This is a genomic window from Enterococcus sp. DIV0691 (assembly GCF_051711145.1).
In the GTDB taxonomy this organism is placed as follows: Bacteria; Bacillota; Bacilli; order Lactobacillales; family Enterococcaceae; genus Enterococcus_B; species Enterococcus_B hirae.
Genome location: NZ_JBIOLY010000001.1, coordinates 251,018 through 264,787, shown reverse-complemented (window position 1 = coordinate 264,787; position 13,770 = coordinate 251,018). Strand labels below are relative to the sequence as shown.

13 protein-coding genes and 1 other annotated feature are annotated in these 13,770 nt (G+C 37.0%); of the genes, 5 read left to right on the top strand and 8 right to left on the bottom strand.

What is annotated here, in order from left to right; translation table 11 throughout:
• Window positions 1-219: 219 nt before the first annotated feature.
• A complete protein-coding gene (pepV, locus tag IGJ11_RS01255) occupies window positions 220-1,638 on the bottom strand; it encodes a dipeptidase PepV (RefSeq protein WP_207431842.1) in 1,419 nt (472 codons plus the stop codon).
• A 147-nt stretch (window positions 1,639-1,785) separates the two neighbouring features.
• Here pepV and IGJ11_RS01250 point away from each other — a divergent pair, with 147 nt between their 5' ends.
• The 3 genes from IGJ11_RS01250 to IGJ11_RS01240 all read left to right on the top strand — a co-directional run bounded on the left by IGJ11_RS01250 (window position 1,786) and on the right by IGJ11_RS01240 (window position 3,368).
• On the top strand, window positions 1,786-2,634 hold the full coding sequence (locus IGJ11_RS01250; protein ID WP_010736906.1) for an NAD(P)H-hydrate dehydratase: 849 nt from the start codon (window positions 1,786-1,788) through the stop codon (window positions 2,632-2,634).
• Window positions 2,635-2,636: 2 nt separating this feature from the next.
• Entirely contained in the window at window positions 2,637-3,068 is a 432-nt protein-coding gene (locus tag IGJ11_RS01245) for an acyl-CoA thioesterase (RefSeq protein ID WP_207431841.1), read from the top strand.
• A 132-nt stretch (window positions 3,069-3,200) separates the two neighbouring features.
• Window positions 3,201-3,368 (top strand): hypothetical protein, encoded by a 168-nt coding sequence (locus IGJ11_RS01240; RefSeq protein ID WP_010720280.1) that lies wholly within the window; start codon window positions 3,201-3,203, stop codon window positions 3,366-3,368.
• A gap of 132 nt (window positions 3,369-3,500) precedes the next feature.
• On the opposite strand, the gene IGJ11_RS01235 is transcribed toward IGJ11_RS01240, so the two are convergent.
• The 7 genes from IGJ11_RS01235 to IGJ11_RS01205 all read right to left on the bottom strand — a co-directional run bounded on the left by IGJ11_RS01235 (window position 3,501) and on the right by IGJ11_RS01205 (window position 11,534).
• Window positions 3,501-5,321, bottom strand: a complete 1,821-nt coding sequence (locus tag IGJ11_RS01235; protein ID WP_207431840.1) for a DUF3329 domain-containing protein — start codon at window positions 5,319-5,321, stop codon at window positions 3,501-3,503.
• A 1,058-nt stretch (window positions 5,322-6,379) separates the two neighbouring features.
• Window positions 6,380-7,093 (bottom strand): type II toxin-antitoxin system PemK/MazF family toxin, encoded by a 714-nt coding sequence (locus IGJ11_RS01230; protein WP_178286916.1) that lies wholly within the window; start codon window positions 7,091-7,093, stop codon window positions 6,380-6,382.
• Window positions 7,094-8,180: 1,087 nt separating this feature from the next.
• Window positions 8,181-8,540: a 50S ribosomal protein L20 gene (gene rplT / locus IGJ11_RS01225; protein ID WP_010720283.1), complete on the bottom strand. Its 360-nt coding sequence runs from the start codon at window positions 8,538-8,540 to the stop codon at window positions 8,181-8,183.
• 54 nt (window positions 8,541-8,594) lie between these two features.
• A complete protein-coding gene (gene rpmI, locus IGJ11_RS01220) occupies window positions 8,595-8,795 on the bottom strand; it encodes a 50S ribosomal protein L35 (protein WP_002289309.1) in 201 nt (66 codons plus the stop codon).
• Window positions 8,796-8,866: 71 nt separating this feature from the next.
• Window positions 8,867-9,391 carry a translation initiation factor IF-3 gene (infC, locus tag IGJ11_RS01215; protein WP_010720284.1) on the bottom strand — a complete coding sequence of 175 codons (525 nt, stop codon included), beginning with the start codon at window positions 9,389-9,391 and terminating at the stop codon, window positions 8,867-8,869.
• A 44-nt stretch (window positions 9,392-9,435) separates the two neighbouring features.
• Window positions 9,436-9,561 (bottom strand) — a sequence feature (ribosomal protein L20 leader region).
• A 183-nt stretch (window positions 9,562-9,744) separates the two neighbouring features.
• Entirely contained in the window at window positions 9,745-10,650 is a 906-nt protein-coding gene (locus tag IGJ11_RS01210; protein ID WP_010736889.1) for a magnesium transporter CorA family protein, read from the bottom strand.
• A 224-nt stretch (window positions 10,651-10,874) separates the two neighbouring features.
• On the bottom strand, window positions 10,875-11,534 hold the full coding sequence (locus IGJ11_RS01205) for a deoxynucleoside kinase (RefSeq protein ID WP_025480266.1): 660 nt from the start codon (window positions 11,532-11,534) through the stop codon (window positions 10,875-10,877).
• Window positions 11,535-11,848: 314 nt separating this feature from the next.
• Here IGJ11_RS01205 and mvk point away from each other — a divergent pair, with 314 nt between their 5' ends.
• Complete coding sequence (gene mvk, locus IGJ11_RS01200; RefSeq protein WP_010720287.1) at window positions 11,849-12,796, top strand: mevalonate kinase; 948 nt, start codon at window positions 11,849-11,851, stop codon at window positions 12,794-12,796.
• Window positions 12,789-13,766, top strand: a complete 978-nt coding sequence (gene mvaD, locus IGJ11_RS01195; RefSeq protein WP_207431839.1) for a diphosphomevalonate decarboxylase — start codon at window positions 12,789-12,791, stop codon at window positions 13,764-13,766. Before mvk ends, mvaD begins: the two co-directional genes overlap by 8 nt.
• The last annotated feature ends 4 nt before the right edge of the window (window positions 13,767-13,770 follow it).

Below are 13,770 nucleotides of genomic sequence, written 5' to 3'. Positions count from 1 at the left end.
TTTCCTTCATAAAAAATATCACTCGTTTGTTTTTTGGAACAATCTTCGATGCTGAATATTTAGCAAGTAAAAAGGATGTGATTTTTCGCCTCATCAAGCAAAAAATCACATCCATATCATGTTAGAACATCTTTTTCATTCACTTTTCCAACGATCCTTTTCAAAAATTATCTCTTAGAACAAGGATAGCCGATGAATCAGTATGAGTTTCGTTCACTATTACTTCGCCAAACGGTAGATGGCATCTGCATAAATGGCAGTTGCTCTGAAAAGGTCATCCAGACTCATAAATTCGTTGGCTTGGTGCATTGTATCTGTATAGCCTGGGAACATTGCGCCGTAAGCTACACCACGTTTCAATAGTCGGCCATAGGTTCCGCCGCCAATGATTTGTTCATAGCCTTTTTCGCCTGTATGGTCTTCATAAACTTGCAATAAAGTTGCTACCAATGGATCTTCCATTGGTACATAGTGAGGTTCCATGACACGTGCGCCACGAGTAACTGTTGCTCCTTCTGCTTTCATCGTTGTTGCAATGTCATTTTCTAAGCCGTCAACGGTAACCCCTTTTGGAAAACGGAAGTTCATGTTGATATAGTTATCTTCTTCTGACCCATTTTCTTTAAAGGCAAACAATCCAGCGTTCATGGTCAATTTACCCATTTTTTCGTCTTCATGGGCAACCCCTAATTTTTCTCCATAAAAATCTTCATGGACATAGGCTGCTGCTACATGGATGAATTGTTTAGCAGAACCGATAAATTCATAATCGTCTAAGAATAATGCTAAGAATGAACCGGCATTGATCCCTGATTGAGGACTTGCACCATGTGCGCCCTTTCCGATCAATTCGATTTTCACATAGGTATTATCCGCTTCGATCGAACCACTTACTGGGTTTGCTTCAACAAAACGATAAAAAGCTTCTTCCATTTGGATCGCAGCTTCTACATTTGGTACTTCAAGAGTCGCTGTTGCTGTTCCAGGCACCATGTTTTCACGTAAACCTGAAGTAAATGTCTTCAAGACATAATCTCCTGCGTTGTCTCCTTGGAAACGTAGTGCGAAAGAAACATTTCCTTTCTCACCATTGATGATTGGAAATTCTGCATCTGGAGAAAAGCCAAAGTCAGGTTCTTCTTCATGTTCAAAGTAGTAAGCCATATCTGCCCAACCACTTTCTTCATCACTACCAACTACAAAACGAATTTTTTTGGATAATTCCAAGTCAAGATCTTTGATGATCTTCATGGCATAGTAAGCAGCCATGCTTGGTCCTTTATCATCACTAGAACCACGAGCAAAGATTTTTCCATCTTTGATTACTGGTTCATAAGGATCTGTGTCCCAACCATCCCCTGCTGGTACTACGTCCATATGACCAAAAATACCTAAAGTTTCATCGCCTTCACCAAGATCAATATGTCCTGCATAGTTATCAACATTTTTTACGACAAACCCATCACGTTCGCCATAAGCCAACATATGTTTTAGCGCATCTCGAGGTCCAGGTCCAAAAGGTGCATCAGGAGTTACTTTTGAATCATCCCGTTCACTGTTCACACGTAAAAGATTTTTTAAATCTTCAAGTAGTTCTTCTTTACGTGCTTCTACTTCTTTTTGCCAATCGATTGTCATAAAATCAATCCTCCACTCATTAAGTCTACCTGTCCATCATACCATAAATCCTGCCAAAAAAACGTGCAAAAAAATTTGTGGTTCCTTATCCAAACGGTATTTTATTTAAAAATACTCAGTTATAATACAAGAAAGGAGGCGGAGAAATTGTTAATAGATAGCGATTTATTACAAAAAGTAATTCAACCACGCCCAGAAAAGTCACATAAAGGAACATTCGGTCGTACTGTCTTGATTGGCGGTAATCATCAATTTGGTGGTGCGATCATCATGAGTGCACTAGCGGCTGTACACAGTGGCGCAGGATTAACGACTGTTGCTACGGACCAGTGGAATCAAGCACCACTTCACACGCATTTACCTGAAGCCATGTGCATCGACTGGCAAGAAAAAGAACAACTGTTAGCAGTGATGGACACGGCAGACGTTCTATTGATCGGTCCAGGATTAGGGGACTCCTCATTGAGTTTAGAATTATTAGCATTCACTTTAGCACATCAAAAAAGCCATCAGTGGTTAGTGATGGACGGTTCAGCATTAACATTATTCGCTAAAGAAAATCTAACCCTCCATTTTCCCGAGCAAACTGTTATGACTCCTCATCAAATGGAATGGCAAAGAGTAAGCTCACTTAAGATCGAGGAACAAACACCTGAGAACAACCGCAAGCAGCAAGCCAAATTAGGCGCAACGATTGTTTTAAAAAGTCATCGAACCACGATCTACGGGCAACAAGAATGTTATCAAAATACTACTGGCTCTGCCGCAATGGCCACTGGAGGTACTGGTGATACATTAGCTGGTATGATCACTGGATTCTTGGCACAATTCCCTAAAAACGATGAAACGATCGCAGCAGCTGTCTACCTGCATAGTTTTATTGGGGATCAACTGGCAAAAAAACAATATGTTGTTTTACCGACACAAATCAGTCAAGCAATCCCTCAATGGATGCACTATTTTAGTCAGAAAAAAGATGGAAACAAGGAGTTCTAATGATGGAAAAATTTACTGGATACATGCGTGAGCCGTTTTACTATGAAACCGATCAAATGGGGATCATCCACCACAGCAACTATATCCGTTGGATGGAAGAATCTCGTGTTGCTTTATTGGATCATTTAGGTTTCAGCTATACAAAAATTGAAAAACTAGGGGTGATCATCCCTGTTTTAGAAGTCACTTGCCAGTACAAAGAAATGATTCGTTATGGTGAAACTGTTCGTATTTTGCCTAAAATCGAACAATATAGTGGCACAAGATTAAATTTTAGTTATGAAATCTACGGTTTAGATGACGGAAAATTACGAACAACTGGCTCTAGCAAACATTGTTTTTTACTCGCTGACAATCAGAAGTTAACCAAACTTGAACGGGTAACTCCTGCATTAGATCGCTTATTCCACGAATATGCACAGTTGGATAGCTGAAGAATAGTATTTAACTCTTGTATTTTTTAGGATTTCCATTACGGATTTTCTTAAAAAAAATCAAAAAAGCTGCCTTTTTTCTTGTGTTGGCTTGATTCATCCGTATAATAAAATAAAAAGCAGGTGATCATCATGTATGTTGTGAAAGTATTGCACGGTTACATTGATAAAACAGGCTGCCGCACAAGAGAAAAAAATCCAGATAACTTATTGATTTTCAAAGAAAAAAAAGCATCAGAAGCTTTTGCTAAATCGATCGGAGGGCGTGTCAAACAACTGCACGAAGTACGCCCTGATTGAAATAAAACCTCAATCATTAGTTAGTCAACATGGTTGAGGTTTTTGCTTGTCCAAAAAATTTCTTTAAAAAACGAGCTTACCAAAAAGAGTGATCCTTTTGGTAGGCTCGTTTTTCTTACTATTTTCTCTCTTCTATCTTGAGAGGGTTAGTTTGTCACCAGTTAATTGAATATTAACAGCATCTACTATTTTTCCTTCTTTTGACAAAACAGCAATATTTATGCCCGCTTTATTTCTTGCAACATTTATATCGCCCACTTTTATCGCAGCAAACTGTTGGTCAGCATACGGTGTAAAACTTGAAGATACTGAGATCTCTTTCCCATTGATTTCTTGGCTAACAGAATTATAGTTCTTTGTCTGTGAAAATTCAGGATTTTTTCCTAACAGACGGATACCCGAAAAATTCCAAGAACTTTCTGAATCCCCATTTTTAAACTCAGGGAACAGCTTACGGATCTCTTCAGCTAACTGTTGGTTCATTTGTGTCTTGTCTCCTGCACCTGCCATCACAATCAAATGATCAGTTTGACTTAATGCTTCAAAATAGGCGTTAGCATTCCAAATAGTCATCCATTTGGGATCTCCCTGTTGATAGATTGTTTCCCAAGCCTCTTTTGGTACTGAATGAATGGACTCTAAACCAAAATATTTTGCATTCGCTCGATTGACTTGTTTCGTTATATCCGTTTTTACGTGGGATAGTCCTCCCGAGTAAGCAGTATGACCAGTTTGATTATAAATCGTAAAGTTGGCAATCACCGGATTCAAATTCCCTTGTTTTTTTTGTTCTCTGACGTAATGGTATTGTTGATTGATCTCTCTATAAGAAAGTGCTATGTCATTGACTCCTAAAGCAAAAGTAAATAGAAATTGGGTAATCAATACGCCACTAATCACCCCATAAAACGCTCCCTGGGTAGATTTCAACACTTTATCTGGCCATTCAAACGCCATCGCCATAATGATAAATAAAACACCACCAAAAAATGATCTTCCCCAATCAAGTCCAGCTGGTGAAAGAGATAATACATAGATCGTGGCTATCCCTGCAAAGAGATAGATATAGGATAGTCTCAACCATTCTTTGTGTTTACTAAAGAAAATTCCCAACACGATCAGAATCGCCATCAACACAAAAAGAGCTAAACTATTTTCATATAGCGTTTTTGTGATTGAAAAAACGCCCGAATACAATTTCCGAGGTAAAGACCACTGGCTACGAGCAAAATAAGTAGCTCGAACAGCATTTCCAGGGGCTGTTACCATCATGAATAAGCCAAAAATTGCTCCTAACAATCCTGTGAACATCCATGGTCGTAAAGGCTTTTTCTTTTGATAATAAAAATAGAGGTAGCCAAGAACGATCAAGATCATCCCACCAGAAGTGTTTTCATTACACCAGCCAGCTAAGATTCCTAAAATGAGTAGCAATATGCTATTTACTATAGGATTAAAAGACAATTCTTGCTCTTTCTCATAATAGCGGTGGTAAAGAAATAGGAAACTGACAACGATGATACCTCCCCATAAATAGTTAGCAGCACCAGTTTCCCATAAAATTGTTTGACCGAAAGCTGGGACAAATAACCATAAAAATACATTAATTAAAAAATATTTGAAGGAATAAAACGTAGTATTATCTTTTGTAGTCATTTTATAAATCAATAATGTCAATAAAACATAGATCAGTGGATTGACCAAATTAAATACTGTTTTAGGCATCAACAAAAACAAACGTGCAATGATATGGACAACGGATCTTCCCGTCCAGGTCATATATTGTGTGTATTCATCATGTAAAATAGATGAAAAACTACTTGTTTTATACATATACTCAATATCATCCGCAATTAACGGTGTTAAAAAATTTAAAACAGCCATGATAACATAGGCAGAAATAAGAACTAAAATTTTTTTATTATTGCGGATAGTCTCTTTTATTTGTTTCACTTCGCTCCTACTTTCTTCTTAAATTTTGCTATAAAAAGGGTTCCTGTGATTCACAAAGAAAATTATAGCATTTTTTGATTCAACTTACATTCTTACTTTTGTATTCGACTGCCACATAGATCAAATAAGGAAACAACCATCAGTAATCATGAATGCGTGTTATGTACGAATAATCAAAGGACTAACCCTATTCTCCGCCCCTGAAAAAGGGAGATAAAGACCAAGCACCTGACCTGTTCGTTATTCGAAAAAAGACATCATAAGCAAGATTATCGTAATAGCAAGAGGTCGTGAAAGAAGCGTTCAGCTCCGAGCGAATAAGAGAGGATTTTTTAAAATAGCTACTCATATTTTAGAAAATCATCGCTTATTGTTGAGGAGTTGCTTCTTGAACGCCGTTTAGCAAGAGGTCGTGAAAACATCGGGTAGCTCTGATGACAATAAGAAAGAATTTTTTGAAACAGCTTCTCATGTTTTGAAAAATTCAGGCTTATTTCAAGGAGCTGATGTTTGAACACCGTTTAGCAAAAGGCTGTGAAAGAAACGACTAACTCCGAGCAAATAAGAGAGGATTTTTTTAAATAGCTCCTCATATTTTAGAAAATCATCGCTTATTGTTGAGGAGTTGCTTTTTAAACACCGTTTATTCACTTTTAGAGACACCCGAAGAGACTGAGGGGAGTTTTGGACTCCGAGGAAAATAAGAAAATACTTTTCGAAATACTTTCTCATTTTTTGAAACATTAAGGTTTATTTCAATTTGCCTATGTATAAACACCTTCTAGAACAAGAAATCGTGAAAGAATCTTTTCTTCTTTCTGTTCAAATTATTCTAAGATTTCTCTTCACCCACATCATTTTTCATAGCGCACAAATTTTTAGAACATAAATAAATCCCTTATGCTAAAAGCACAAGGGATAAAAAATCTTTTACACTTCATTCGTGTAAGGGTCCCATCAAAATTAAATTGATACACCGAAAAATAGTATTATTTGTATACGGTTAATTCTTATTTACAAATTAATTGTATTTTCTAAATTCTTTTTTGTCAAGCCACTTATAAACCTTCTTGGCTTCTTCTATTTAATTCTTTTAATCTAAAATTTTCTTCTTGTAAGAGTTTGATTTGCTCATTCAACTTCTCCACATCTTCTTTAGCTTTTTGTTTACTTTCTGCTATATCCTCTTCCATCTGTTTCAATAAAAAAGGAGTAAGATACTGAGATATTTTTAAAGATATTTCGTCTAACTTTGCTCCATCAGATATCAGTCCGTGTCTTTTCAATATTCTACTACGACTTATATATCTTAGTTGGTCTATTCTAATAGTAGAGTTATACAATAAATTACCTTGATTGTTAGTTTTTTGTTTTATTTGTACTAACAATGGATTATTTATATCTTGATAATATCTAGGAGATGAGGTTATAGGAGCGACTACTAATCCTTTAATTCCAGCTTGTAACACTACAGCATTATGGTCAAAAGTTAATTCTTCCCCGAATCCTCCAAAAAAATCAACAAAAACTATTTGTCCTCTTTGAAATTTTTGTCGCTGAATACCTTTTAAAACGGGTATTCCTTGATGATTAATATAGTTTGAATATCCATAACACCATTTTATTCCATCTTTCATCTTCATATTTTCTACTTGCTTGGTCAATTTATAATGTCTGAAAGAGATATCGCTCATTAATTTTTTATCAGAACCTACTTTTAATTCTGCTTGGTATTGATTTGAAGCTACTTGTTTATAATACTGTCTATCCATAAACATATTCACAACCTTTTAATATCTTAATTAATATTTTGGGTTTCACATATGCAAGCCTGTTCTCTACATAGGCATACTCTTTTTCGAGAAATTTTCAAAAAATAACGGTATATTTTTTATTCAATCGCTTGTAAAATCCAGTCACTTAACTCCTGAATCTCCAATTTTTATCTTAGAATCTAATTATTTACACGATTTTCCGCCAGTCAATATTTCCATCTTATTTCTTTTATTCTTTACTTTGTATTGAAACTTTATAGATTGATTTCATAATTTACAATGTTTATTAACGATTCGTCAGTTGTATGTATTGGATTATTCTTGTTATACATCCATCCTTCACTTGAAAATTAGACCACACAGGAACGCTCTGCTTTATTTTTTCATCAATCCTCCCATTATTTAATAATTTTTTCGTATACTAAACATCTCTTTAGAAGCAATAAAACAAACAAACGTTCCTATAAATTTTATCATAAGAGCGCATTCATTTCTATGTTTAAATGTGAATAAATTATCAATCTACGGTTTAGTTAGAACTCTTTATTCTATGAGGTTGAGACAAAAGTGTTTAGCAACAAGAAATAAGAAGGAGATTCCGAGAATTGACAAGAAACACAAACACTAGCTTTTGCTGTTGATTGTTACTACTTGATGCTTCTCATATTTCCAGTAAATTTCGGACTTGTTTTTTGAAGATGCTACTTTTGTCTCACCGTGAACAAGAGGTCATGAAAAGAGCAACTTAACCTAGGTAATAAGGATGAAACTTACAGCTCCCTATCTTTTACGTTTCATCCTTATTGCCGAAGGTCAGCTCTTTGAACGCCATTTAGCAAGCGACTGTGAAAGAAACGACTAGCTCCTCTCTTATTGTTGAGGAGTTGTTTCTTGAACGCCGTTTATTCACTTTTAGAGCCACCAGAAGCGACTGAGGGGAGTTTTGGTTCAGTCTCCTGTCGTTAAAGATACTAAAGAAAAGATGACCTTCTATTTTTGAAAAAGTCTGGGTCAATTCTGTGACAAAAGAAAAACCCCGCTCGATAAAAGCGGGGTATACGTTGGTTTAACAACGTTTATTTGATTATTTAGCTAAAGCATCTTTAGCTTGGTCAGCTAATGCAGTAAATGCTGCTGCATCGTGGACAGCTAAGTCGGCTAACATTTTACGGTTGATGTCGATTTCAGCTAATTTCAAACCGTGCATCAATTTTGAGTAGCTCAAGCCATTCATACGTGCTGCTGCGTTGATACGAGCAATCCACAATTTACGGAAGTCGCGTTTCTTTTGACGACGATCGCGATATGCGTAGTTGTATGAATTCATTACTTGTTCTTTTGCTGTTTTAAATAAAGTGTGTTTTGAACCGTAGTAACCTTTTGCTAATTTTAGCATTCTTTTACGACGTTTACGAGTGACTGTTCCACCTTTAACACGTGCCATGTTTAATTCCTCCTAATAAAAATAAATCTTCAAATTTCGATCTTTTTGTTTTTTTTATTTCATTTTTGCTAGTTGTTGGCGAATACGTTTGAAGTCGCCACTAGAAACCATGCTTGCTTTACGCAATTGACGGCGTTGTTTTTTAGTTTTACCGTGGAAACGGTGACTTGTAAACGCGCGGAAACGTTTTAATCCGCCTTTACCAGTACGTTTGAAACGTTTTGCTGATCCGCGGTGTGTTTTTTGTTTTGGCATGACTATATTTCCTCCTCAAAATCTTTCGTTATCCGACTATCGACTGTCCAACAGTCAGTGAGTCATTCAAATTACTTACTGTCGTTTTTCGGTGCCAGCGTCAAGAACATGCTGCGTCCGTCCATTTTCGCTTTTTGCTCAACTGTCGCAATATCAGCAGTTTCTTCAGCTAAGCGATCCAAGACTTTTTGACCAATTTCTTTGTGGGTAATGGCACGGCCTTTGAAGCGGATAGAAGCTTTCACTTTATCGCCCTTCTCTAAGAACTTACGTGCATTACGAAGTTTTGTATTGAAGTCATTCACGTCAATTGTTGGACTTAAACGAACTTCTTTAACATTGATCACTTTTTGTTTTTTACGCGCCTCGCGGTCTTTCTTTTGTTGCTCGAAACGGTATTTTCCGTAGTCCATGATTCGCGCAACTGGTGGCTTCGCACTTGGGGCAACTAACACAAGATCTAAATTTGCTTGTTCTGCAATTTTCAATGCTTCTGCTTTTGTCTTAACTCCTAATTGCTCACCATCTGAACCGATCAATCGTAACTCACGTGCACGAATGCCGTCGTTAACCATCATATCCTTTGCTATGGTCATTCACCTCCAAATATTATGAGAGAAAGAAAAGCGTGCCGAATATTCGGCAATAAAAAAAACGAGTTCTCTTCCAGAACCCGCACGTACTTCACCTAATTCAATAGATGAAAACTATCTAGCCCAGTGACTGAATCAACTAAGGCGAGAAGCGGGTGCTTCTGCTTTTATTTCTCAACTTCAATAGTATAGCAAATCTATATTTTTTTGTCAATCTTTTTCACTAGAGACTCTCGAAACATTCCCTAATCAGTTAATTACTTTAGTTATATACTTGTCCAAATAAAAAACTTTTAGCTATCGAAACACACCCTTCATCAGACACTCAACTTTTTTGGTGACCGTCTTCCTTGAAACTACCGAATCCTACGCCACAATGCGATCAGCATCCAAACTGACAATATCAGACTGATGAATAAGGCGATCCCCCAACCAAAGACAGAATGTGTAAAAGGCAATTGTAGATTCATACCGAAAAAGCCTGTCACAATGGTAGGAACGGTCAGAATCAATGACCAGACTGTCAAAAATTTCATCGTGTCATTTAAGTTGTTGTTCAACAAATTATTATACGTTCCCGAAAGTTGATCAAGGATCTGGGAGGCCAAATTGGTCATTTCCACTGCCTGTTTTGCTTCAATCAATGCATCATCCAATTGTTCCTTCTCTTTTTCAGTGAGCTTTCGATAAATCGCTAATGCTTTGATTTGTTCTAATAATACGACATTTTGTTTTGTACCAGTCACTAGATAAACTAAACCAACTTCGAGGTCAGATAAAGCTAGTAAATTGCGGTTCGTAGTTTTTTCTCGCAACTTTTGGTTTAAGCGTTGTCGTTCACTATTCACTTCTTCAATCAACGGGAAGAAGGAATCTGAAATTAGAAAGAGCGTACGAAAAAGTAAACTATATACATTTATCTCGGAATCTCGATCTAAGATTGAACGAATCAGGCGAATCACATATTCTGTATTTTGAGTCGTAAATGTAAATAGACCATTTTCTTTTAGAATAAATGCTACTGGACTTGTTTCATAGTGGTTTTCGATTTTTTGTTGATGAGGAACATTGGTGACTAAAAGTAAAATATCATCAAGAGTATCATATTCCACACGAGCACGTTCATTTTTGTCTAAAGAATAGGTAAGCATCTCATCACTAATGCCATACTCTTCCTTAAGATTTTTGATTCCCATTACATCATCTCTAGGCACATTCAGCCAAAAATTTTGATCAAAATTAAAAAAATGTTTTTCTCTCATACCTTCCCCTTCTTCCTGCTTCGATAGATTCATTAGGTATCTCACGACGATTCTTCTAAGTATTCTTGGCGAATTTACAAATCGTTAGCACTTCTGACCGCTGTCTCGCTTTTAAAAATAAATAAGCCGATGAAAAGCGAAAATAGCTCTCCTATTTTCAATTTCTTCGGCTTAGCTATCGAAGTTAGATCCTGTCTTCTTTATACTATCATTTTTTATTGGACTCAAGAAACAAAGACTTCTTGACGAATTTCTGCTAACTTTGCTTCAATCATGTTCAGCACTTCTACTTTTGCTTGGGGATCTTCCACAAAATTGAATCGATCGCCATCAATTTGGATTTTGGGACTTTCATTGTACTCGTCATACCATTGATCATAGCGACGATTCAATTCTTTGTAATAATCATATAAGCTTGGATCGAAGGAAAGTTGTTCATATGATCGTCCTCTTTTTTCGATCCGTTCAAGCATCGTATCAAATGAAACACGAATATGGACCAATAAATCCGGATGTTTTTTATGTGCGGCATACGGCAACTCTTCCATCATATTTGCTAATAGCTCGTCATATACTCGAACTTCTGTTTCAGTTGCCCGACCCAAATCAGCATTCAAATGAAAAAGCAAAGAATCTTCATAGATCGAACGATCTAAAACATTGTTGTCTTCTTTCATTGCCTGCTTGATACTTTCAAAACGTTTATTCAAAAAATAGATTTGTAACAAAAACGCATACTGCTCAGGATTGGCATAAAATAAAGGCAATACCTCATTATCCTCGATTGACTCATAAAAAGCTCGACTTCCAAAGTGTTCAGCCATCATTTCTGTTAAACTTGATTTTCCAGCGCCAATGGTACCTGCTAAAACAATCACACTCATTAACCTCCAACTCACTTTATCACTAAATGTTGTGTCTTTTTCCAATTCTTTTTAAATATACCCCCAATATCTGGTGGTGTCAATTAGGAATAACAGGATATTTCCATTCATAAAATTCAATAAAATCTTAAGAAAAAAGAGGTTTTTCAACAGAAAACGTATTCTTTATTTTACTTCTGTGAAGGTTTTAGTAAAATAAAGATGAATTGTTTTTTGAACTTCTATGTTATACAATCTGTTCGTTAGCGCAAAGGATCCAAGGCGCTTTATTTTTTGCTCAAAAAAGTTATGGGAATAAAAGAAGGAGTTAGATTATGGCAAATTATGGCCAAGGGGAATCAAATGGTAAAATTATTCTGATGGGCGAACATGCAGTTGTCTACGGCGAACCGGCAATCGCTTTTCCTTTTCAGGCAGCAAAAGTAGTTGCTTCCTTGAATGAACACATCACTTCGTCAGGAGATCAGCTTGTTTCTTCCTACTATACAGGAATATTGCGTGATGCCCCACATTCGTTAAAAAACATCAAGCAGTTAGTATTCAACTTAAAAAAGGAACTGCAAATTGAGCAATCATTAGAGTTAACTATTCACAGCACTATCCCTGCCGAACGTGGAATGGGCTCAAGCGCTGCAGTAGCTACGGCAGTTACTCGTGCCTTTTACGATTATCTCGAACAACCACTTTCTCGCGAACAGCTCTTGACAAATGTCCAAATTTCAGAAAAAATTGCCCATGGTAATCCTAGTGGTATCGATGCTGCGGCAACAAGCAGTTTAGAACCAATCTACTTTGTGAAAGGACACCCGTTTGATTATTTCTCTTTAAATATCGACGCTTTTTTGATTGTCGCTGATACCGGAATCAAAGGTCAGACGCGAGCAGTGGTCAAAGACGTTGCTCATTTATTTGAAAAAGATCAGCAGAAAGTTGGACAAAAAATCCAACAACTAGGATACTTAACAAGGCAAGCCAAAAAAGCCATTGTTAAAAATAACCCCGAGCATTTAGCCCAAGCGATGAATGAAGCCCAACTAATTTTAAAAAATTTAACGATCAGCAACGATTTTCTTGATGTATTGATCGAAACCGCTAGAGATTCAGGCGCTTTGGGAGCAAAACTAACTGGTGGTGGTCGAGGTGGCTGCATGATTGCGCTAGCTCAAACAAAAACAAAAGCCCAAGAAATCAGCGAAGCCCTCTTACAAGCGGGAGCAGCTGCAACTTGGATTCAAGGATTAGGAGTACATACCTATGTTTAAAGGCAAAGCACGAGCATATACGAATATCGCCCTTATCAAGTACTGGGGTAAAAAAAATGAATCGTTGATTCTCCCGATGAATAACAGCTTATCACTCACATTAGATGCATTTTATACGGAAACTGAAGTCAGCTTTTCAGAAGCTTACACAGAAGACCAATTTTATTTAGATAATCAATTGCAAGATGAAAAAGCAACCAAAAAAATCAGTACTTTTTTGGATATTGTGAGAGAAAAAGCGGGTACCACGAAAAAAGCAAAAGTGATCAGCCAGAATTTCGTTCCGACTGCTGCGGGTTTAGCTTCTTCTGCCAGCGGCTTAGCGGCTTTAGCCGGAGCATGCAACGAGGCATTGGAATTAGGGTTAGATGACCAAGCTTTATCAAGACTGGCTCGTAGAGGATCAGGTTCCGCTTGTCGGAGTATTTTTGGTGGATTTGTTGAATGGGAAAAAGGACACGATGATCAAAGTTCGTATGCTCATCCAATTTCCTCAGACGGTTTTGAAGATCACTTAGCGATGGTCTTTCTATTGTTGAATGAGCAAAAAAAAGATGTCTCAAGTCGTGATGGTATGCGCCGAACGGTTGAAACTTCAAGTTTTTATCAAGGATGGTTAGATTCTGTCGAAGCCGATCTTTATCAATTAAAACAAGCAATCAAAACTAAGAACTTTCAACTTCTAGGTGAAACTATGGAACAAAATGGGTTAAAAATGCATGGAACGACATTAGCTGCACGTCCGCCATTTACCTACTGGTCTCCTGATAGTTTAAAAGCCATGCAAGCGGTGCGGGATTTAAGAAACCAAGGGATTCCTTGTTACTTTACTATGGATGCTGGGCCAAATGTGAAAGTGCTAGTTCAAAAAGACCATCTAGATAAGGTCAAAACAGCATTTAGTGACTTATTTAGTAGCCAACAAGTCATTTCGGCTTTTGCAGGTCCAGGAATGACGATTATTGAATAAAGGG

Coding starts and splice junctions, on each gene's coding strand:
- pepV (WP_207431842.1), bottom strand. CDS start 1,638: ATGACAATCGATTGGCAAAAAGAAGTAGAAGCACGTAAAGAAGAACTA.
- IGJ11_RS01245 (WP_207431841.1), top strand. CDS start 2,637: ATGGAAAAATTTACTGGATACATGCGTGAGCCGTTTTACTATGAAACC.
- IGJ11_RS01240 (WP_010720280.1), top strand. CDS start 3,201: ATGTATGTTGTGAAAGTATTGCACGGTTACATTGATAAAACAGGCTGC.
- IGJ11_RS01230 (WP_178286916.1), bottom strand. CDS start 7,093: ATGGATAGACAGTATTATAAACAAGTAGCTTCAAATCAATACCAAGCA.
- rplT (WP_010720283.1), bottom strand. CDS start 8,540: ATGGCACGTGTTAAAGGTGGAACAGTCACTCGTAAACGTCGTAAAAGA.
- rpmI (WP_002289309.1), bottom strand. CDS start 8,795: ATGCCAAAACAAAAAACACACCGCGGATCAGCAAAACGTTTCAAACGT.
- infC (WP_010720284.1), bottom strand. CDS start 9,391: ATGACCATAGCAAAGGATATGATGGTTAACGACGGCATTCGTGCACGT.
- IGJ11_RS01210 (WP_010736889.1), bottom strand. CDS start 10,650: ATGAGAGAAAAACATTTTTTTAATTTTGATCAAAATTTTTGGCTGAAT.
- IGJ11_RS01205 (WP_025480266.1), bottom strand. CDS start 11,534: ATGAGTGTGATTGTTTTAGCAGGTACCATTGGCGCTGGAAAATCAAGT.
- mvk (WP_010720287.1), top strand. CDS start 11,849: ATGGCAAATTATGGCCAAGGGGAATCAAATGGTAAAATTATTCTGATG.
- mvaD (WP_207431839.1), top strand. CDS start 12,789: ATGTTTAAAGGCAAAGCACGAGCATATACGAATATCGCCCTTATCAAG.